The 20,537-nt window shown below is 65.2% G+C and carries 20 protein-coding genes and 2 tRNA genes; 8 read left to right on the top strand and 14 right to left on the bottom strand.

Annotated features, from left to right (window positions below):
- Positions 1-11 precede the first annotated feature (11 nt).
- The 6 genes from WJS89_RS05480 to WJS89_RS05455 all read right to left on the bottom strand — a co-directional run bounded on the left by WJS89_RS05480 (position 12) and on the right by WJS89_RS05455 (position 2,991).
- Entirely contained in the window at positions 12-1,016 is a 1,005-nt protein-coding gene (locus WJS89_RS05480; protein WP_346339912.1) for a sensor histidine kinase, read from the bottom strand.
- A 59-nt stretch (positions 1,017-1,075) separates the two neighbouring features.
- On the bottom strand, positions 1,076-1,516 hold the full coding sequence (locus tag WJS89_RS05475) for a hypothetical protein (protein ID WP_346339911.1): 441 nt from the start codon (positions 1,514-1,516) through the stop codon (positions 1,076-1,078).
- Positions 1,517-1,591: 75 nt separating this feature from the next.
- The gene (locus WJS89_RS05470) at positions 1,592-1,936 is read right to left on the bottom strand and encodes a hypothetical protein (RefSeq protein ID WP_346339910.1); all 345 of its coding nucleotides are present in this window, start codon (positions 1,934-1,936) and stop codon (positions 1,592-1,594) included.
- Between the two features lie 51 nt (positions 1,937-1,987).
- Positions 1,988-2,554, bottom strand: coding sequence for a LuxR C-terminal-related transcriptional regulator (locus WJS89_RS05465; protein ID WP_346339909.1), 567 nt, complete (start codon positions 2,552-2,554; stop codon positions 1,988-1,990).
- Positions 2,555-2,731: 177 nt separating this feature from the next.
- Positions 2,732-2,817, bottom strand: a tRNA-Tyr gene (locus tag WJS89_RS05460).
- Positions 2,818-2,917: 100 nt separating this feature from the next.
- Positions 2,918-2,991 (bottom strand) — tRNA-Gly (locus WJS89_RS05455).
- Positions 2,992-3,099: 108 nt separating this feature from the next.
- On the opposite strand from WJS89_RS05455, the gene ku reads away from it, so the two are divergent.
- Entirely contained in the window at positions 3,100-3,939 is an 840-nt protein-coding gene (gene ku, locus WJS89_RS05450; protein WP_346339908.1) for a non-homologous end joining protein Ku, read from the top strand.
- Positions 3,936-5,723: a DNA ligase D gene (gene ligD, locus WJS89_RS05445; protein WP_346339907.1), complete on the top strand. Its 1,788-nt coding sequence runs from the start codon at positions 3,936-3,938 to the stop codon at positions 5,721-5,723. Before ku ends, ligD begins: the two co-directional genes overlap by 4 nt.
- Here ligD and WJS89_RS05440 read toward each other — a convergent pair.
- From WJS89_RS05440 to WJS89_RS05425, 4 genes are read right to left on the bottom strand one after another with little or no spacing between them, the layout of a single operon-like run.
- A complete protein-coding gene (locus WJS89_RS05440) occupies positions 5,720-6,064 on the bottom strand; it encodes a hypothetical protein (protein WP_346339906.1) in 345 nt (114 codons plus the stop codon). The two genes, ligD and WJS89_RS05440, sit on opposite strands and share 4 nt — an antisense overlap.
- Complete coding sequence (gene pip, locus WJS89_RS05435) at positions 6,061-7,014, bottom strand: prolyl aminopeptidase (RefSeq protein ID WP_346339905.1); 954 nt, start codon at positions 7,012-7,014, stop codon at positions 6,061-6,063. The genes WJS89_RS05440 and pip overlap by 4 nt, the downstream gene beginning before the upstream one ends.
- A gap of 8 nt (positions 7,015-7,022) precedes the next feature.
- The gene (locus WJS89_RS05430; RefSeq protein ID WP_346339904.1) at positions 7,023-8,393 is read right to left on the bottom strand and encodes a glutamate--cysteine ligase; all 1,371 of its coding nucleotides are present in this window, start codon (positions 8,391-8,393) and stop codon (positions 7,023-7,025) included.
- A gap of 41 nt (positions 8,394-8,434) precedes the next feature.
- Positions 8,435-9,175, bottom strand: coding sequence for a 16S rRNA (uracil(1498)-N(3))-methyltransferase (locus WJS89_RS05425; protein ID WP_346339903.1), 741 nt, complete (start codon positions 9,173-9,175; stop codon positions 8,435-8,437).
- Positions 9,176-9,230: 55 nt separating this feature from the next.
- Between WJS89_RS05425 and WJS89_RS05420 the strand changes: the two genes are divergently transcribed.
- From WJS89_RS05420 to WJS89_RS05410, 3 genes are read left to right on the top strand one after another with little or no spacing between them, the layout of a single operon-like run.
- Positions 9,231-10,730 (top strand): phospholipase D-like domain-containing protein, encoded by a 1,500-nt coding sequence (locus tag WJS89_RS05420; protein WP_346339902.1) that lies wholly within the window; start codon positions 9,231-9,233, stop codon positions 10,728-10,730.
- Between the two features lie 31 nt (positions 10,731-10,761).
- A complete protein-coding gene (gene ubiA, locus WJS89_RS05415; RefSeq protein ID WP_346339901.1) occupies positions 10,762-11,667 on the top strand; it encodes a 4-hydroxybenzoate octaprenyltransferase in 906 nt (301 codons plus the stop codon).
- Positions 11,668-11,685: 18 nt separating this feature from the next.
- Entirely contained in the window at positions 11,686-13,032 is a 1,347-nt protein-coding gene (locus WJS89_RS05410; RefSeq protein WP_346339900.1) for a TldD/PmbA family protein, read from the top strand.
- Here the strand turns inward: WJS89_RS05410 and WJS89_RS05405 are convergent.
- The 4 genes from WJS89_RS05405 to WJS89_RS05390 form a co-directional block, all read right to left on the bottom strand.
- Positions 13,029-14,066, bottom strand: coding sequence for a zinc metalloprotease (locus tag WJS89_RS05405; RefSeq protein ID WP_346339899.1), 1,038 nt, complete (start codon positions 14,064-14,066; stop codon positions 13,029-13,031). The two genes, WJS89_RS05410 and WJS89_RS05405, sit on opposite strands and share 4 nt — an antisense overlap.
- A gap of 210 nt (positions 14,067-14,276) precedes the next feature.
- On the bottom strand, positions 14,277-15,188 hold the full coding sequence (locus WJS89_RS05400; protein ID WP_346339898.1) for a zinc metalloprotease: 912 nt from the start codon (positions 15,186-15,188) through the stop codon (positions 14,277-14,279).
- 123 nt (positions 15,189-15,311) lie between these two features.
- Positions 15,312-15,749 (bottom strand): CoA-binding protein, encoded by a 438-nt coding sequence (locus tag WJS89_RS05395; protein ID WP_346339897.1) that lies wholly within the window; start codon positions 15,747-15,749, stop codon positions 15,312-15,314.
- A gap of 31 nt (positions 15,750-15,780) precedes the next feature.
- Positions 15,781-16,749, bottom strand: coding sequence for an Mrp/NBP35 family ATP-binding protein (locus WJS89_RS05390; protein WP_346339896.1), 969 nt, complete (start codon positions 16,747-16,749; stop codon positions 15,781-15,783).
- 71 nt (positions 16,750-16,820) lie between these two features.
- Between WJS89_RS05390 and hflK the strand changes: the two genes are divergently transcribed.
- From hflK to WJS89_RS05375, 3 genes are all read left to right on the top strand, one after another.
- Positions 16,821-17,954 (top strand): FtsH protease activity modulator HflK, encoded by a 1,134-nt coding sequence (gene hflK / locus WJS89_RS05385; RefSeq protein WP_346339895.1) that lies wholly within the window; start codon positions 16,821-16,823, stop codon positions 17,952-17,954.
- Between the two features lie 4 nt (positions 17,955-17,958).
- On the top strand, positions 17,959-18,813 hold the full coding sequence (hflC, locus tag WJS89_RS05380) for a protease modulator HflC (protein ID WP_431993780.1): 855 nt from the start codon (positions 17,959-17,961) through the stop codon (positions 18,811-18,813).
- Between the two features lie 142 nt (positions 18,814-18,955).
- Positions 18,956-20,521: a Do family serine endopeptidase gene (locus WJS89_RS05375; protein ID WP_346339893.1), complete on the top strand. Its 1,566-nt coding sequence runs from the start codon at positions 18,956-18,958 to the stop codon at positions 20,519-20,521.
- The last annotated feature ends 16 nt before the right edge of the window (positions 20,522-20,537 follow it).

The following is a 20,537-nucleotide window of genomic DNA, read 5'->3' as shown; positions in this document are numbered from 1 at the left end:
AAGCCGGGGGGCTATCGCATGATCGGAAGATCGATCGTGACCGTCGTCCCGCGCCCTACGGCAGAGGCGATGTTGAGCGTTCCGCGATGGCGCTCGGCGATATGTTTGACGATCGCCAATCCCAGGCCGGTTCCGCCGCCTTCGCGACTGCGCGCGGCATCGACCCGGTAGAAGCGTTCGGTCAGGCGCGGCAGATGTTCGGGCGCGATGCCGGGACCTTTGTCGGCAACCGTCAGGCGGACGCGCTCGCGGCCCGACCGACCGACCGCGACCCGCACAAAATCGCATTGCTCGCCGCACCCGTATCGGATGGCGTTGCCGATGAGATTGTCGACGACCTGCATCAATTGCGCCTCGTCGCCCGCAATGGTGGGCAGGTCCGGCTCGACCTGCGTATCGATGCGGCAGCCACGGCGTTGCGCGAGAGACTGGCTTTCCTCGACCGAATCGACGACCAATTGTCCAAGGTCGATCCGCTCGCGCGGGACGATGAAGCGGTCCGCCTCGATTCGCGACAGGCCCATCAGATCCTCTACGATGCGCAGCATCCGTCGCGCCTCGCTCTCGATCGTCCCGGCAAACCGGCGGCGTATGGCTTCGTCGATCTCGCCTTCCTCCGACAGCGTTTCGGCATAACCGAGGATACCGGCCAGCGGCGTGCGCAGTTCGTGGCTGGCATTGGCGACGAAATCGACCCGCATCTTTTCTGCCGCGCGTTCGGCGGCGCGATCGATCATGCGCACGAGCACGATGTCGTCCTCCAGCGGGATCACGTGGACGCGCCAGGGCTGATCGGCGCGACCGATCCCCTCGACGTCCAACGTCGCTTCATCGCCTGCGGTGAGGGCATCGAGTACCTCGGGGTGGCGGACCGCGAGCCGGATGTCGCTGTTGGCGAGCCGCAACCCGACCTGGTCGCGCGCCGCCTGGTTGATGGCGATGAGGCGGCTGCCCTGCACAAGCATGACCGGGTCGGCGATGGCATCGATCAGGGCGGCGGAAATGGAGTTGAGCATGGCTCCGACTGTAAGGGGGCCATGGATGCGTGGCCAGCGCCTACGCAGACGGAGGGCCGTCAGGCCGGAGCGGCACCCGACGGCGGCCGCCTGTCACCAGTTTTGCGCCGACGCAGTGTCGCGACAAACAGGATGAGGAGGATCGGGTAGACCCAGAATTGGGCCGCGACCGCATAAGCGGCGGGCAAGAGATCGACGTTCACCGCCTTGATCGCGTGCGAAAGGCTGGTCGTCAGCTGGATGCCGGCGACCCACAACGGCCAGTAACGGCGCGATCGCAGGGCGAGTGCGATATAAACGAACAGAACGGCAAGATCGATCGCCATGACGCCCATTTCGGTCCGTCCGTACCGAAGGTCGATCGGGGGGATGATCCATAGCGATCCGAGGCTGGCCACGATCGAGGTGACCGCGACGATCCGTTCTTCCACGCCGCCTCGCCAGATTGCGAATGCGCAAACGATCGCGAGGATGGTGAAGTAGAGTTGGACCGGAAGCATCGATGATCGATCCCGTGTTGAGTGGCCGTGCGCGAGCGACCGGGCGACGCGCTCGCGCCGCCCGACACCACGTCTTTACGCGACGACGCGCAGCGTATCCATGCCGGACGGCGGCGGCGTCTCGGCGACATCGCCGTAGTTCATTTCGCGAAGGCCCGGCACTTGCTGGCTCGTGCCCTTGAGGAGCGCGTGCGCCGAGGCGATCTGGCCGCGGCCAGCGACGATGCTGCCGAGCGCCTGCGCGACTTCGGCGAGCGCTTCCTGGCCGATATGCGGACCGACGCGGGCGGTCGAACGGGCATTCAGCATGCTGGTCTGCAGATAAGCGAGTTGCTCGAGCGTATGGTCGATCGATTCTTCGAGGCTGCGAAGCTGCGTCGCGACATCGCGAGCGGCGGACTGGACGGCTTGTTTACGCATGGATGGCTCCTTCACGATCGCGGAGCCTGCACCATCCGATGAGCGCTATCGTCAGCCGCCGAGGAAGCGCGAGAGGCTTTCCAGACCGGCCATATACATGCCCGCGCTGAACAAGGCCCCGATCGCAATCAGGACGATCCATGTCAGCCGGGCGCCGACGCCCATGTCGTTGTGCGGACGGTTCCGCGTGGCAAACGGCAAAGGCAGGGAGAACCGGATACCATCGACATCCTGCTCGGATATGGACGCCGCGGCACCGGAACTCCCTGCGCGACCGGCGTGCCGAATCTCATTGCCGATCGCCCCGTCTGTTTGGGTCGGCTGGAGACTTTCGGCGATATGCGGCGATTGATGTATCAAGCGTTGATATGGATCCTCGCCCGGCGCCGCTTCGGCTTCGGCGAGAAGGCGCGCGGCCTGCTGGCGTCGCGGGACACCGAGGATCGCGAGCGACTGGCGGATGCGCTGGTCGACCGTATGCGGCGAGATCTCCAGGATCGCGCCGATTTCCTTGCTGCTGTGATGCGCGGCGACAAGGCGCAGGCATTCTTTCTGAGCCTCGTTCAGAAGGTCGTTCGGGGAAAGGTCGGACCGGCCTTGGTCGTCACCCTCGATCATGAATTGGCCCTGTGTCCCTAGAATCACGTTTTGCGCTCGTTACGTTGCGAATACGCATCACAGCTTAAGTCAAAATGACGCACAATACTACCAAAGGCGATTAATCAACGCAGGTTAAGCGCGCCGTATCCCTCGCAAAGGCGGACGGTAAGGGTCGATTGCATAAGGGAAGGGGGGTGGTGGACAGGGCTGGATTCGAACCAGCGTACGCTTGCGCGGGCAGATTTACAGTCTGCTGCCTTTAACCACTCGGCCACCTGTCCACACAGATGCAAGGCAGGCGCGCCAAATGGCGAAACGCCGTGCTTGTGTCAACCGCTCCGGAAGGGTCGGTTGCCCTCCACCGAAATCCGCAGGGGTCGGTGGAGCGGGTAACGGGAATCGAACCCGTATATCTAGCTTGGAAGGCTAGTGTTCTACCGTTGAACTATACCCGCAACGCCAAGAGGTGGCTCCCTGCCAAAAGCCGCGTGCGCGGTCAATCGGGAACGCGTCGGGAACGCATGGGCGAAGCAGCGCTTTGACATGTCCGAAAGGAATTGCCCATGCCCGCTCGTGCCAGCTGGAAAGGCCAGATCCGCCTCGCGCTCGTCTCGATTCCCGTGGAACTGTATCCCGCGACCAAGTCGGGAAGCACGGTCAGCTTCCACCAGGTTCACGAACCCTCGGGGCAAAGAGTGCGCTACGAGAAGGTCGTTCCCGGCATCGGCCCCGTCGACCGCGACGAGATCGTCAAGGGCTACGAAATCGACAAGGGCGAATATGTCCTCCTCGAGCCCGAGGAGATCGAGGCGGTCAAGCTGGAGAGCAAGCGGACATTGGAGTTGATCCAGTTCGTCGAGCAAGGCGAGATCGACCCCATCTATTTCGAGAAACCCTACTTCGTCGTCCCCGAGGACGAGCTAGCCGAAGACGCCTTCGTGGTGCTGCGCGAGGCGCTCAGGAAAGCGAAGAAGGTCGGCATCGGCCAGCTGGCGATGCGCGGACGCGAATATGTGGTGAGCGTCAAACCGTGCGGGCGCGGGCTGGTGCTCGAGACGCTCCGCTACGAGGAGGAGTTGCGCAAGGCGGAGGGCTATTTTCGCGAGATCGGCGACGACAAGCCCGACGATGACCTCCTCGAATTGGCGACCAGCCTCATCGACAAGAAGACCGCGCCGTTCGACGCAAGCCAGTTCGAGAATCGCTACGTCGAAGCGTTGAAGGACCTCATCGATGCCAAGGTAAAGTCGAAGGGCAAGCGCCAGATCGGCGACGCGACGTTGGACGAGCCGCCGAGTAGCGGTGACAATGTCGTCGACCTGATGGCGGCATTGAAGAAGAGCCTCGAGGCCGACAAGAAGAAACCGAAGAAGAAGGCTGAGCCCAAGAAAAAGGCGTCGTGAGCTTTCGCAAACCCCAGCTGGCGACGCTGGCCGATGGCGTGCCGACGCGTGGGGACTGGCTGTTCGAATATAAATATGACGGCTATCGCCTGCTGCTCGATACGGGTGCGGACAAGGCGTGGACGCGCAACGGCAAGGATTGGTCGGATCGGTTCGCGGCACTCCTCGAAGCAGCAAAGAAGCAATTCCCGAAAGACTGCCTGATCGATGGCGAAGCGGTCATGCTCGGCACGGACGGCAAACCCGATTTCGGAGCGCTGCAACGGGCGGTGAAAGACAGCGGAGCGCAAGGCGTCAGCTTTTTCGCCTTCGATCTCGTCGAGGATGCGGGCCAAGACATTACCGCGCTTTCCAATGCCGAGCGTAAAGCGCGGCTCGCCAAGCGGATGGCGAAGGCCAAAGCGCCACTCTTCTATGCCGACCATGTCGAGGGGGCGGGAGAGGCGATGCTGGACAGCATCTGCGCCGAGGGCGGCGAGGGGATCATCGCCAAGCAGGCCGGCGCGCCCTACCGCCACAAGCGCAGCCGCGCCTGGCTCAAGATCAAATGCGTGAACCGGCAGGAATTCGTCATTATCGGCTGGGCGGAAAGCGACAAGAAGGCGCGGCCCTTCCGGTCGCTGCTGCTGGCGGTGAACGAGGACGGCGCGCTTCGCTATGCCGGCAAGGTCGGGACGGGTTTCACGCACGACATGATGGTGGAGCTGAAGGCGAAACTGGAACGGCTGGAGCGCAAGACCCCGCCCGCCGAGGTGCCGCGCTCGGATGCGAGAGGTGCACACTGGGTCACGCCCAAGCTCGTCGCGGAGATCGCCTTTACCGAATTCACGTCTTCGGGGACGCTCCGTCACCCGAGCTATCTCGGCCTGCGCGCCGACAAGAAGCCTTCGCAGGTGAAGCGCGAGGTCGCGCTCCCGACAGCCGAAACCGTTGGCGTGAAAATTTCCAGCGCGGATCGCTGCATTTTCCCCGATGCCAGCGTCACCAAGGGCCAACTCGCCGACTATTATGCCGCCATCGCGCCGCTCCTGCTCGCGCATGTCGCCGAACGACCCGTCACGCTGGTGCGCTGTCCGCAGGGGCGCGCCAAGCAATGTTTCTTCCAGAAGCACGGCCCCGACGCGCTGGGCGATGCCGTGCACGGAATCGCGATCGAGGAAACGGACGGCAAGCAGGAGGACTATCTCTGGGTCGAAGACGCGAAGGGTCTCGTCCAGTGCGCGCAGATGGGGACGATCGAATTCCATGGTTGGGGGAGCCGCAACGCAGCGCTGGAGAAGCCTGATCGACTGGTATTCGACCTCGATCCCGACGCGGGCCTCGACTTCGCCGCCGTCCGCGAGGCGGCGGGCGAGGTTCGTGACATCCTCGAGAAGATGGGCCTCGAAAGCTGGCCCTTACTGACGGGAGGGAAAGGCGTTCACGTCGTCGCCCCACTCGATGCGAGCGCCGACTGGCCCGCGGTGAAAAGCTTTGCCGAGCGCTTCGCACGCGCACTGGCTTCCGACCGGCCCGATCGCTTCACTGCCAATATCCGCAAGAACAAGCGCGGCGGAAAGATCTTCCTCGACTGGCTGCGCAACCAGCGCGGCGCGACCGCGGTGATGCCGTACAGCGCCCGCGCCCGCGAAGGCGCCCCCGTCGCCGCGCCCGTCACATGGGAGGAATTGGCGTCGAGCGACGGCGGCAACCGTTTCGGCGTCAGCGACCTCGAAGAACTGCTTCGGCGCGGGGACAGGCTGAAGGGCTGGGGAACCGCCGACCAGTCCTTGCCCGACCTCTAGTCCAGGGAGACGATCAGCGCGACGATCGATGCCACGCACATCACGAGCGCGAGCAGGAAGAGCAGTGCGGCGCCGCCCGAGATGCTGGCGCTTTCTGCCAATTTCGAGAGGCCCTGGTTGGTCAGGTGATAATTGCCGCGATCGGTTTTCACGACCCATTCGCTTGCAATCATGTTCGCGAGGATCTTCTCGTCGCCTTTCTTCGGCGGCGTATAGGCGACCGCCTTGCCCGATCCCGTCGCGCCCTTGTCCTTGAGGTCTTGCAGGATCGCCTTTTGCCGGCTCGCGACCGACGCCGCCGCGATCGCCGCACTGGCGCCTGCGCTCGTCGCGGCGTTCACTGGCCCGCGAACCGGTCGGTGGCGCGCACGAGACCGTCGAGGATGCCGGGCTCGGCGTAATTATGTCCGCCGTCGTCGACGATCTGAAGATCGACCTCGGGCCATGCCTGCTTCAGCTCCCACGCCGAGCGGGGTGGCGTGCAGCTGTCATGCCGCCCCTGGACGATGACGCCCGGGATCTCGCGGATCTTGCCGACGTCGCGGAGCAACTGACCCTCGTCGAGGAAGCAGCCGTGGCGCATGTAGTGCGTTTCGATCCGCGCCATAGCGAGCGCCTGGTGCGCGTCCTGCATATGCTCCATGACCTTGGGGTCGGGCAGGACCGTCACCGTCACCGCTTCCCAGCGGGACCAGTGCTTGGCGGCCTCGAGCTTCTTCTCTTCATCGTCGCCCGTCAGGATGCGGTTGTAGGCATTGATCGGATCGTCGCGCTCGCCTTCCGGCAGCACCGAGAGGAACCGCGCATATTCGTCCGGATAGATTTCGCTCGCGCCATATTCGAACAGCCATTTGTACTCGCGCTCCTCCGACAGGAAGATGCCGCGCAGGATCAGCTCGGTGACCCGGTCGGGATGCGCCTGCGCGTAGGCGAGGCTGAGCGTCGAGCCCCAGCTGCCGCCGAACACCTGCCATTTGTCGGCGCCGTGATGCTCGCGGAGCTTTTCGATGTCTTCGATGAGCTTCTGGGTCGTGTTGTCCTCGAGGCTGAATTGCGGCGTTGATCGCCCGCAGCCGCGCTGTTCGAACAGGAGCACGTCATATTTCTCGGGGTTCCACTGGCCGCGATGGCTGGGGCCGAAGCCGCCGCCCGGGCCGCCGTGCAGGAAGACCGCCGGCTTGGCGCCCTTGGTGCCGACGCGCTCGTAATAGAGCGAATGACCGTCCGACACGTCGAACATGCCGCTCTCATAAGGTTCGACAATGGGATAGAGGGTACGGCGCTCGGTCATGGTTTCTCCTAGAAGCTTTGTTCGTCGTAGACGGGCGCGACCGATCCGTTCCAGCGGCCATGATAGGCCTCCAACAGCTGGTCGGCAGGCGAGGCTTTTCTGGCGAGAATGTCGCGCAGTGGGTCGAGAAAGCCCGTCTCGTTATCGCCCGACTGGCCGAGTTTGCCACGCGCGTTGAGGCCGGCCGCAGCGATGTCGACCACTTCCTCGGCGAGTTCCTGGATCGTGCCGCCGCCCGGGACCGCGGTGCGCAGACCCTGTTTGGGCACGTCGGCGCGCAACTGCTCGCGCTCCTCGATCGCCCAGTGCTTGACCCGGTCCCATGCGGCATCGAGCGCGCCCTGGTCGTAGAGCAGGCCGACCCACAATGCGGGCAGCGCGCAGATGCGGTTCCACGGGCCACCGTCGGCACCGCGCATCTCGAGAAAGCTCTTCAAGCGAACTTCGGGGAAGATCGTCGAGAGATGATCGGTCCAGTCGGCGCGCGTCGGGCGTTCGCCTTCCAGGCCTTGAAGCTTGCCATCCATGAAGTCGCGGAAGCTCTTGCCCGCCACGTCGTGGTAGAGGCCGTCGCGAAAGACGAAGTACATCGGCACGTCGAGCGCATAGTCGCACCAGCGTTCGTAACCGAAATCTTCGTCGAACACGAAGGGCAGCATGCCGGTGCGGTCGGCGTCGGTGTCGGTCCAGATATGGCTGCGATAGGAGAGGAAGCCGTTGGGCTTGCCCTCGGTGAAGGGCGAATTGGCGAACAGCGCGGTCGCAACCGGCTGGAGCGCGAGCCCGACGCGGAATTTCTGCGCCATGTCGGCTTCGGACGAATAGTCGAGATTGACCTGGATGGTGCAGGTGCGCAGCATCATGTCGAGCCCGAGGCTACCGACCTTGGGCATGTAGTTGCGCATGATCCCGTAGCGCGCCTTGGGCATCCAGCTCATGTCGGAGCGGGCCTTGTCGGGCCACATGCCGAGCCCGAGAAAACCGACGCCCAGCTTCTCGCCGACCGCCTTGCATTGCTTCAGGTGCCGACCCGCCTCGTTGCAGGTCTGGTGCAGATGCTCGAGCGCGGCGCCCGACAGTTCGAACTGGCCTGAGGGCTCGAGACTGATGGTGCCGTCTTCGCCCGTCAGCGCGATGATCTTGCCGCCCTCGATGACCGGCTCCCAGCCGAATTCGGTGAGCGCGGTCAGGAGGTCGCGGATGCCGCCTTCCTCGTCCCAGCTGGGGGCCGAATGATCCTCGACATTGTAGACGAACTTCTCGTGTTCGGTGCCGATCTTCCAGTCGGATTTGGGCTTCTCGCCGCCCGAGAAGATGGCGAGCAGGTCATCGCGGCTCTCGATGACCGGGCTTTCGGAAAGATCGGTGCGCGTCGTCATGACCTAGCGCCCTAGACCTTCATCTGCGTTTCGCAAAGCCACTAAGCCGTCCAGTCGCCCGCGCTCGCCATGTACGCGGCGATCGCGGCCAGCGCTGCCGTTTCGGCGCGCAGGATGCGGGGGCCAAGACTGATGGCGACGGCGCCCTCCTCACCGCGGATCATGGCGCGTTCTTCCGGCGTGAAGCCGCCTTCGGGACCGATCAGGATCGTCGCGGGCGGCGGTGCGAAGCTGTCCAGCGCGGGCGCGCCCCCTGTTTCGTCGGCGAAATAGAGCGGACCGCCATCGCGCTGCATCAGCCATTTCTCCAGCCGCACCGGCGTGCGCAATTCGGCCAGCGCCGTGCGTCCGCACTGCTCGGCGGCCTCGACGATATTCTTCTCGATCCGCTCCGCACCGATCCGCGCCGCATTGGTACGCTGCGTCAGGACAGGCTGCAGCGTTTCAACACCCAGTTCCACGGCCTTTTCGATCAGCACGTCGATCGCCTGCTTCTTGATCGGCGCGAAGGCGAGCGTGACGCCGGTCGGCGCCTCCTGCTCGCGTGTCTTGCCGGTCAGCTTGAGCATCGCGCGCTTCTTGGCGACATCGACGAGTTCGCCGCGCCATTCGCCGTCGCGGCCGTTGAAGACATGCAGCGCATCGCCGACCTGCCGCCGCATCACCGTCCCGACATAATGGGCCTGGCGCTGGTCGAGCGGCACGGCGGCGCCCTCGTGCATCGGCGCATCGATATAGAGGCGCGGCAAGCTCTCTGGCGGCCAGGCGGGAACGGCGGTCATGTCCCGACCTAACGCGCGATGGAACGGGCGGGAAGCCTCGATGCTTTAGACAATCGTGAGCGAGGACATCCAACCTATCGTCGCCGTCGGGCGCAACGTCTGGCGGATCGAGCGGGCGCACGATGCGCGCGTCGTGATCGACGCTGCCGCCTATTACAAGCTCATCGCCGAGGCGATGACCGAGGCGAGCGACCGGATCTTCATCGTCGGCTGGGACTTCGATACGCGGATCAGCCTCGTGCCAGACGAGGACGGCCAGTATCATTCGAGCCTGGGGCATTTCTTCCTCGAACTCGCGCGCAACAAGCCCGAGCGGCAGATCGACATCCTCAAGTGGAATTTCGGCGCGCTGAAGCAGTTTTTGTCGGTCCGTGCGGCCTATTGGCTATTTCGCTGGTGGATCGCCAAACCGATCAACATGAAGTTCGACAGCTCCCACCCGATGGGCTGCAGCCACCACCAGAAGATCGTCATCCTCGACGAAACCTTCGCGGCTTGCGGCGGGATCGACATCGCGATGCGTCGGTGGGACACGCGCGACCATGCGCCGGAGAATTCCACCCGCACGACCCCCAATGGCAAGCCCTATCAGCCCTGGCACGACATCACGATGATCATGCGCGGTCCGGTCGCAGGCGCGCTCGCCGATCTGGGCCGCGAGCGCTGGCAAGTGGCGACCCACCAGGAGATCGAACGGTTGCAGAACGACGGCGAGGGCTACTGGCCCGACGATGTCGAACCGATGTTCGAGGACGTCGATATCGCCATCGCCCGCACACGCGCCGACTATGAGGATGTCGAGCAGGTCCGCGAGAACGAAGCGTTGTTCATCGATATGATCGAGCATTCCAAGCGCTTCATCTACATCGAGAACCAGTATTTCACCTCGCCCCGCATCGCCGCGGCGATCTGCGAGCGGCTCGGGAAGGACGATCCGCCCGAAATCGTGCTGGTGATGCCGCGGACGGGGGACGGCTTCCTCGAGGCCAAGGCGATGGACGGAACGCGCCAGCGCTTGTGGGAAACGATCGAGAAATCGAAGGGGGGCGAGAATTTCCGTCTCTATATCCCCGTCAACGCGGCCAAAGAGAATATCTATGTCCACGCCAAACTGTCGATCGTCGACGATCGGGTGATCCGCGTCGGGTCCTCGAACCTCAACAACCGCTCGATGGGCCTCGACAGCGAGTGCGACGTGATCATCGACTGCGGACTGCCGCAGAATACCGGCAAAGGGCACGAGGACACGATCCGCGCGATCCGCCAGGACCTGATGGCGGAGCATCTCGACGTCGAACCCGAGCGAGTCGCCGAAGAGGAAGCGAAAGGCACGGGCCTGATCGCGACGATCGAGGCGCTGCGGGGCGAGGGCAAGACGCTCGACCATCTCGAGAAGCGCGAACTCGGCGACATCGAGGGTTTCATCTCCGACCACGAGCTGGGCGACCCCGAATCCACCGAAGAGATGTTCGAACCCTTCGCGCGAAAGACGCTCCGCCAGCGATGGTGCCAGCGGCGCAAGATGATCAAGAAGCGTTTCTCGCGAAACGGTTGACGCCGCCGGCCCGCGCGCGCCATTTCGCCCCATGACACCCGTCCCCGACAGCGAGCATACCGGCCTCGTCGCGGCGCTTCCCGCGCCCTGGCGCCCTTATGCCGCGCTGATGCGGCTCGACCGGCCGATCGGGACATGGCTCCTGTTCTGGCCCTGCGCGATGGGCACCGCGCTCGCCGGGGTCGAGGGACGGTGGGATCTGTTCGCCTGGTTCCTGCTCGGCGCATTCGCGATGCGCTCGGCGGGATGCGCCTACAACGATCTCGTCGATCGCGATCTCGACCGGAAGGTGGAGCGCACGCGGCATCGTCCGCTCGCCAGCGGCGACGTCAGCCCCAAACAGGCGTGGGCCCTGATTGCGGGTCTGCTCGCAATCGGTCTCCTCGTCCTGCTCCAGCTCCCCTGGCGCGCGCAGATCGTCGCCGTGGCAAGCCTCGTGCTGGTCGCCGCCTATCCCTTCATGAAACGCATCACCTGGTGGCCGCAGGCGTGGCTCGGCCTCGTCTTCAGTTGGGGCGCGCTGGTCGGCTGGACGGCCGTATGGGGCGAGCTTGCGCCGGCAGGCCTGCTTCTGTGGGCCGGCTGCGTATTCTGGGTGATCGGCTACGACACCATCTACGCGATCCAGGACGTGGAGGACGATGCCCTCGTCGGCGTGAAATCCTCCGCCCGCGCGCTCGGGTCTAATGCGCAGGCGGGGGTCGCGGTCCTCTATTTCCTCGCCATGCTGTGCTGGGCGGCCGCCGTATGGCGCATCAAACCCACGCCGCTCGCCGCCTTCACGCTGCTGCCCGCCGCGCTGCACATGGGCATGCAGCTGGTGCGCATCGACCCGAAGGACGGGCCAGGCGCACTCGCGCTCTTCCGTTCCAATCGCATGACCGGCTTTCTCGTGACCCTCGCCTGCCTCACCGTCGGCTTGTCGCGCCTCGGCTGAGGCCCTACGTCGCACCGCATGCGTACTTGTGATGAGGCCCGCGAGGCCGCCGCCCGGATCGTCGAACTTGCCGTCAACGCAGGCGCCACTGCCGCCGACGCCGCGCTGGTCGCGCAGGCATCGCTGCAGGTCGAGGTGCGCAAGGGCGCGCTCGAGGACGTCAGTCGTTCGGAAGGCGAGAAGCTGGGGCTGCGGGTCATGATCGGGCAGAAGGTCGCCAGCGTCGCGACGTCGGACCTTTCGGACGAGGCGCTGGCGTTGCTCGCCGATCGCGCCGTGTCGATCGCAAGGGCGGCAAGCGACGACGAATTTGCAGGGCTGGCGCCGCAGGATCGCCTCGCGGACGGTAACGGGCCCGACCTCGATCTCGATCCCGGCGAAGAGATCGCACCCGAGGATCTGAAAGCGATGGCGCTCGACTGCGAGGCCGCGGCGCTCGGTGTCGAACGGGTCACCAATTCCTCCGGCGCCAGCGCGAGCGCCCAGCGCAACATCTTCGCGCTCGCGACCAGCCACGGTTTCGCGGGCGCGTTCGAGGCCTCGGGGCTCGGCTGCTCGGTCGCGGTCATCGCGGGCGAAGGGGCCGGCATGGAGCGCGACTATGCCGCCCACAGCGCGCGTCGGCGCGCCGACCTCGACGCGCCCGAGGTGATCGGCAGGCTTGCCGGGAACCGCGCCGCAGATCGGCTCGATCCGCGACCGATCCCCAGCGGCCGGATGCCGGTGCTGTTCGATCCGCGCGTGTCGACGACCCTGCTCTCGCACCTTTCCGGCGCGCTGTCGGGCGCGGCGGTCGCGCGGCGCGGCAGCTTCCTGCAGTCGAAAATGGGCGAACGCATCTTCGCTCCCGGCGTGACCATTACCGACGACCCGCTGCGCAAAGGCGGGCTGCGCAGCCATCCGTTCGACGGCGAGGGACTTGCCGTGAGACGGATGCATATCGTCGAGGACGGGCGGCTCCGGAGCTGGTTCGCCGCCAGCGCGCCGGCGCGTCAGCTGGGGATCGCGCCGACGGGCCATGCGATCCGCGGCCCGGGCGGTTCGCCCGGCGCGGGGCCGAGCAACTTCTGGATCGAGGCAGGTCGCCGCAGCCGCGCGCAACTGCTCGCTTACGCGCCCCGGATGCTGCTCGTCACCGAACTCATGGGGCAGGGCGTCAATGTCGTGACCGGCGATTATTCGCGCGGGGCCGCGGGCTATCTCGTCGAGAATGGCGAGATTGCGGGCGCGGTCAGCGGGATCACGATCGCGGGCAACCTCGCCGACATGTTCGCCTCGCTCGAGCCGGGCGCCGACCTCGATTTCCGCAAGGGCGTGGATGCGCCGACGCTGCTGGTTCCCGAAATGACGGTGGCTGCGGCCTAGTTTCGGCGCGCGTCACCGCGGTCGAGATTGATTGCGGGCCGCGGAAGGTTGCGGAGCGAGCCCAGCGGGCGGAAGCCCTTCGACCAGGTCACGTAGGTGAGCTTCTGGCCGCCGCGAAGATCCTTCACGAACACGTTCGGTCGTCCCTCGACGTCATATTTCCACACGCCGCCGTAGAGGCCGCGCGGCAGGGCCCGCTCCGACGGGACATTCGAGGCTTCGCTGACCGTCGGCGCGCGCCGGCCACCACGCTGGGCATAGGTCCCCCGATCGGCGATAGGATCGGGCACCGCGACGGGATCGCCCGGATTGTGGGGCGCGCCCAGAGTGGGCAGCGGATCGGGTTCCGGCGCGGGCGCGGGCTCGGGTTCGGGGGCCGGCGGCGGGGGCGGAGGCGGCGCGCCATACATGGTGACGCTGTTGAGGACGTCCCAGTCGACCTGCCCGGGATCGCTGTTGTCGAGTCCGCCGTAGACATCCGCCGCATAGTCCATGCAGCTGCCGAGATTGGCGTTGTAATGGTTCTCGTCGAGGTGCCCCAGGCCGAACGTGTGCCCCAGTTCGTGGCACATGGTGAACTCGCGCCGCTCGGGCCGGTCGTAGTGCGACTGATAGTCTAAGAAACTGTCATTCATCTTGGCGTTGGCGCGCACGATGCGATTGCTGCTCGACCAGATCTGCGCCTGCCCGACCCAGCCGGTATCGCTCCCATATTCGCTCGAGCAGACGAGGATTTCGTAGGCGTCGGGCTCGCAAAGGGCGGAATCCTTGCCCACCGCCTTGCCGAGGTTGTTGAGGACGAGCGGCGAGCGCGGATCCTCGTTCCATTCATCGAAGCTGTTTTCGCGCCCGGTGATGTAGAAGGGAAGCCACTTGTGCTCGGTGGCGGGAGAGAAGGCGTGGCGAAGATGCAGGGTCGGCGCCTGACCGACGGTGCCCCAGTAGAGGTCGCCCCATTGATGGCCGGTTCCCGCGACCGCCGCCCCGCTCGCCATGGTCACCGCGATTCCTGCCAAGAGCGATTTCGAACGCATCACAGTAGCTTCCCATACCTGCCATCCCCAGCGCCCTCACGCTGCTCGTCAGGATGAATAGAAAGACCAAACCTTAAGATTCAACCAAGTGTCTGTTTATTTTGGAGAATTAATTTCAAGTAACTTCGACCCGATGCCGCAAATCAGAAAGGGGCGCCGACCGTCGCTGGCCAGCGCCCCTCCCATCGATAAGCTTCGAAGACGGTCGGTCTAGCGCTTCGAGCCTTCGGGCTTGTAGTTCTTGGCCCACATCACGAAGGTGATCCTCTTGCCACCGCGAAGATCCTTCACGAAGATGTTGGGACGGCCCTCGTCGTCATAGCCGAGGACGCCGCCGAAGCGACCGCGCGCGAGGCCGCGTTCGGAAGCATTGGGATCGGCAACGAGACCGCCGAGCTTGTTGCCCTTGCCCGGCTTGCCGCTACCGCCGCCGCCATTGCAGCCGCGACCCTTGCAGGGTGCGGGATCGGTGGTGCCGCCACCGCCCGTGCCGTACATGGTCGCGCTGTTGAGCACGTCCCAGTCGACCTGGCCGGGATCGCTGTTGTCGGGCGGGCCCATGACATTCGCGGTATAGTCCATGCAGCTGCCGAGGTTGGTGTTGTAGAAGCCCTCGTCGAGGTGGCCGAGACCGAAGGTGTGGCCGACTTCGTGGCAGACCACGAACTCGCGCTGTTCGGGGGTGTCGTAGAAGGAATCATATTCGTAGAAGCTGTCGTTCATCTTGGCGTTGGCACGCGTGATGCGGTCGCCCGACGGCCAGATCTGCGCGATCCCGACCCAGCCGGTGTTGTTGCCATATTCGTCCGAGCAGACGAGAATCTCGCCCGCGCTCGGATCGCAGGTCGCGCTGTTCTTCTCGGGCGCTTCGCCAAGATCGTTCATGACGAGCGGCGACTGCGGATCGCTGTTCCACTCGTCGAAGGCGTTCTCGCTGTTGGTGAGATAGAGCGGCAGCCACTTGGCCTTGGTCGCGTCGCTGAACTTGTGACGCAGGTTGAGCGTCGGCGACTCGCCGACATTGCCCCACAGATAGTTGCCCCACTGGTGTCCCGTGCCCGCAACGGCGGCACCCGCCACCAGCACGCTCGCCCCGGCGGCGATCATCGATAGTTTACGCATGAAAACAGTCCCTTCCCCAATTCGATCATGCAGTACCCCACCGCATGTCCCGGGGTCGGAGTGAAATGACATTATTGTGAACAGTCAACCAAGCTGCTGATTAACTTATGCAATTAACGGCAACTAATCGGCGGGTGTGACTTTTTCGACACCAAGGCGAGGGATTTCGATCTTCGGGCAGCGATCCATGACGACCGTCAGGCCCGCCGCTTCCGCGCGCGAGGCCGCCGCTTCGTCGACGACGCCCAATTGCATCCAGACCGATTTGGCGCCGGTCGCGATCGCCTCGTCGACGATGTCGCCGACCCGCGCGGCGTTCACGAAACAGTCGACCATGTCGATGGGCACGCCGATCTGCGCCAGTTCGCGCCAGACATATTCGCCGTGCACATGCTCGCCCGTGATGCGCGGATTGACCGGCATGACGCGATAGCCGCGGCCCTGCAGATATTCCATGACCCGGTTGCTGTCGCGGTGCGGTTTGTCGGACGCGCCGACCATGGCGATGGTGCGGGTTTCGCGCAGAAGCTCGGCGATGGCGGCGTCGTCGGTAATGGGCATGGTGCAGGTCTCCTTTGCCTGCCCGAACGGTTCAGCGCCCCGACTGGCTCCGAACCGCCTCGACCCGATCGAGAATCTTGCCCGCCAGATCGACGAACGCGTCCCGCGCGGGCCCCTCGTCGAGCGCGGCGGGATGCCCCTCGTCGCTTGCCGCGCGCAGGCTGGCCGACAGCGGCAGGCGACCGAGGAAGGGAATGTCCATCGACTTGGCCGAGGCTTCCGCGCCACCCTGTCCGAACGGGTCGCTCGTCTCGCCGCAATGCGGACAGGCGTAGCCCGCCATATTCTCGATGATGCCGAGCACCGGGACACCCGTCTTGGCGAACAGGTCGACCGCGCGGCGCGCGTCGATCAAGGACAGGTCCTGCGGCGTCGACACGATCACCGCGGCTGCGGGTCGCGCTTTCTTGATAAGGCTGAGCTGCACGTCGCCCGTCCCCGGCGGCAGGTCGATGACGAGCGTGTCGGCATCGCCCCAGTCGGCATCGATCAGCTGGTTCAAGGCACTCGTCGCCATCGGCCCGCGCCACGCCAGCGCCGTATCCGCCGACACCATCTGCCCGACCGAGAGCAAGCGGATGCCGTGCGCCTCGACCGGAACGAGAAGATTTTCCCGGGCCTGCGGCTTGTCGTGCGCGCCGAAGATCGTCGGTTGCGAGGGGCCGTAGATGTCGGCGTCGATCATCCCGACCTTGCGCCCGAGGCTGGACAGCGCGATCGCGAGATTGGCGCTGAGCGTCGATTTGCCGACCCCGCCCTTGCCCGAACCGACCGCGATCAGCGTCCGCTCGACCTTCTCGGCGGTGAAAGCGACGCGCACGCTTTCGACACCCTCGATCACCCCGACGGTCGAGCGCAGTTCCTCTTCCATCGCGCGCTGCTCGAGATCGCTCAGCCCGGTCGCGTCCACCACGAGGCTTGCAACCCCGTCCTTGAGGCGGCGCGCGCGGATGCGGCGGGCGTGGAGGTGGGCGTCGAGAATCTGCAGGGGATCGGCCATGGCCACGGCCTTAGGTCGCACCTCGCCGAATGTCCCTTACTTTTCGTGCCCGCCTTACTATGTTCGGTGCCATGAGCATTTTCTCAGGTCGGCGCCGGTGGGCGCTCTTCAGTGACAGCAAGGGACCGTGGGGATCGCCGGGAGGCGGGTCCGGCGGCGGCAAAGGCAGTGGTTCGGGCTCCGGCGGAAATGGCGGCGGCAACGGGCCGTGGCGCCCGGGCGCCCCTCCGCCCCCGGGGGGCGGCAAGCCTTCGAACATCACCAGCCTCGATGAATGGCTGAACAAGAATCGCTCGCGCTTCGGCGGGGGCGGGGGACGCGGCGGCTCCGGCCTTCCGTCTCTGCCTTCTGGCGGCCTCATCATCTGGGCGATCATCGCGCTGGTGCTGGTGCTGCTGCTGTTCTCCTCGGTCCATCGCATCGCGCCGGAGGAACGCGGGGTCGTGACGCGCTTCGGCCGCTATATCGACACGCTCTCGCCGGGTATCGGCATTACCTTGCCGGCTCCCATCGACCGTGTCGAAAAGGTCAACATCGAGCAGATTCGCGAGACCGACGTGGCCACCGAGGCGCAGGAAAACCTGATGCTGACGGGCGATGAAAATATCATCGACATCGCCTACCAGGTGCGCTGGAAGGTCCGCGATCCCGAGAATTACCTCTTCGAGATTAGTGACCCGCAAGAGGAGACGGTGCGCCAGGTCGCGGAAAGCGCGATGCGACAGGTCGTCGCCAACGTGAGCCTGCAGGACGCGATCGGCGAGGGCCGCAGCGAGATCCAGCAGCGCGCGCAGGTCGAGATGCAGGACACGCTCGACCGCTATCGTTCGGGCATCGAGATGCGCGGCGTGGAAATCAAGCGGGCCGATCCGCCGGGCGCGGTCAACGAGGCCTTCAAGCAGGTCACCGCCGCGCAGCAGGACGCGCAAAGCTACATCAACCAGGCGCGCGCCTACGCGCTCCAGCTCACCGCCAAGGCGCAGGGCGAGGCCGAAGCGTTCGACAAGGTGTACGAGGAATATCGCATGGCGCCCGAAGTCACGCGTCGCCGCATGTATTACGAAACCATGGAGCGCGTCTTGAAGGAAGTCGACAAGACCATCATCGAGGCCGACGGCATCCAGACCTACTTGCCCTTGTCCGAAGTCGGTCGTCGTGGCGGGGCCGAGGCCGCCGCCAATGTCTCCAACTCGGGAGGCCAGTAAGATGATTTCGACCATCAAGCGTCACCCGATGATGAGCCTGTTCATCGCGCTGCTCGTGCTCGTGGTGCTGCTTGCCAGCTTCCCGATCGCCAACGAGAAGAGCCAGGGCGTCGTCGTGCGCTTCGGCAAGCCGCATCGCATCATCAACCCTTACGTCGACGGCAAGAGCGTCGGTGACGAAGGCGCAGGCATTACCTGGCGGCTTCCGTTCGCGGAGGACGTCGTATGGATCGACAAGCGCGTACGCGATATCGACATGGACACCCAGCAGGTGCTCTCGACCGACCAGCTGCGCCTCGAGGTCGACGCCTTCGCGCGCTACCGCATCGTCGACCCGCTGCAGATGTATGTCGCGGCCACCAGCGAGGAACGGCTGGAAGCCACGCTCCGCCCGATCCTGGGGTCGCAGCTCCGCAACGAGCTCGGCAAGCGTCCCTTCGCCTCGCTCCTCTCGCCCGAGCGCGAGGGGGTGATGGAGAATATCCGCGCCGGCCTCGACCGCGTCGCGCGTCAATATGGCGCCGAAATCATCGACGTGCGGATCAAGCGCGCCGATCTTCCCGACGGCTCGCCGCTCACGTCCGCGTTCGAGCGTATGAAGACCGCGCGCGAGCAGGAAGCCCGCTCGATCCGTGCGCAAGGCGCCAAGCAGGCGCAGATCATCCGCGCCGAAGCCGACGCCGAGGCTGCACGCACCTATGCGGCGGCGTTCGGCAAGGACCCGGACTTCTACGACTTCTACCGGGCGATGGAGAGCTATCGGGCAACGTTCCTCGAGGACGGCGAAACGCCCAATGGCGACACCTCGATCGTGATGGGGTCGGACAACGAATATCTGCGTGAATTCAAGGGCCGCTAGCAGCAACGGTCTGCCGCCTCGTGCATTTGGTAGAAGCGACGATGTCGTTCGTCGATGCGCGACCGCGATATTCAATCCGCATTCAGAGCGGACGCGTAGCTTCGATTGCAGGTTGAACGGTTTGAGTTAAGAAGGATTTCGAATGGTCAAGGAGAGGGTCGCCGTGCGCTACGTCTATGGGGTTGCCGCCGCATTGTTGCTGGGGGGTAGTGCCTATTCGATGACCGGGGGCGAGCTTGCGGGAATGCAGGAAGCGCAGAATGCGCGCCCGGTGCCCGCACTGGGCGCGCCCGAAAGCTTCGCCGATCTCGCCGCACGCCTGCAGCCCGCCGTCGTCAACATCTCGACGCGCCAGCAGATCGAGGTCTCCTCGCGCCGCCAGAACGATCCGTTCGAGCAGTTCTTCCGCCGCTTCGGCGTCCCCAATCCGCGAGGGCAGCAGCAGGAAGAAGCCGAGCCCATCACCCGCGAGACGGGCTCGCTCGGTTCGGGCTTCGTCATCTCCGCGGACGGCTATATCGTCACCAACAACCATCTCATCCAGAGCCGCACCGACAGCGACGGCGTGGTCGACGAGGTGTTCGTGACCTTCCCCGACCTTACGGAATATGAAGCGCGCATCATCGGGCGCGACATCGAGAGCGACATCGCAGTGCTCAAGATCGACGGGCGCAACCTGCCGCACGTCAACTGGGGCGAGAGCGACGACGTGCGCGTCGGTGATTGGATCATCGCGATCGGCAATCCCTTCGGCTTCAACGGCACCGTCACGGCGGGCATCGTCTCCGCGTTGCAGCGCGGCGTGCCGGGCGCGGGCGGTCTCACCGGCCCCAACCGCTACATCCAGACCGACGCCAGCATCAACATGGGCAACTCGGGCGGTCCGATGTTCGACATGGCCGGCAATGTCGTCGGCGTGAACTCGGCGCTCATCTCGCCCAACGGCGCCAACGTGGGGATCGGTCTTGCCATCCCCGCCGACCAGGCGCGGCGCGTGACCGACGCGCTCATTCGCGGCGAACGCCCGCAGCGCGGTTACCTGGGCGTCGAACTGCAGCCGGTCGGCGAGGACATCGCCGCCGCGCTCGGTATCCCCAAGGACCGCGGCGAGATCGTCGGGACGGTGCAGGATGGCCGCCCGGCAGACCGCGCGGGACTTCGCCAGGGTGACGTCATCCTGTCGATCGACGGCGTACCGGTCGATCCCGAACGCAATGTCTCCTACCTCATCTCGAACACCCCCGTCGGCGATACCATTCCCGTCACCATCATCCGCGACGGTGAAACGCGCACGATCAATGTCGAAGTCGGCCAGCGTCCGAGCGTCGAGGAATTTCGCGCCATGAGCGCGCAGGACGACGATGACGACGGCATGGCGCCCGAGGATCAGACTCCGGCCGAGGGCGGCGAGGCGCTGGGCATGGCGGTGCAGCCGTTGAACGACCAGATCCGCCGCGCGCTTCGGGTGCCCTCAAGCATCGACGGGCTCGTGATCACCCGCGTGGATCCCGGCAGCGACGCCGCCCGCCGCGGCCTTTCGCGCGGCGACGTGATCATGTCGGTCGATCGCCGCGCGCTGACCGACGCCACGCAAATCTCGCGCGCCGTTTCTGCCGCTCGCAGCGCGGGTCGCGACGGCATCCTCCTGCGCGTCTATCGTCGCGGCGCCAGCCCCGAACAGCGTTATGTCGGGATCGGCATCGAATAGGCCACACGTCGTTTGA

It is taken from the genome of Sphingomicrobium aquimarinum (assembly GCF_039655735.1).
In the GTDB taxonomy this organism is placed as follows: Bacteria; Pseudomonadota; Alphaproteobacteria; order Sphingomonadales; family Sphingomonadaceae; genus Sphingomicrobium; species Sphingomicrobium aquimarinum.
This window is presented reverse-complemented; position numbering and strand designations above follow the sequence as displayed.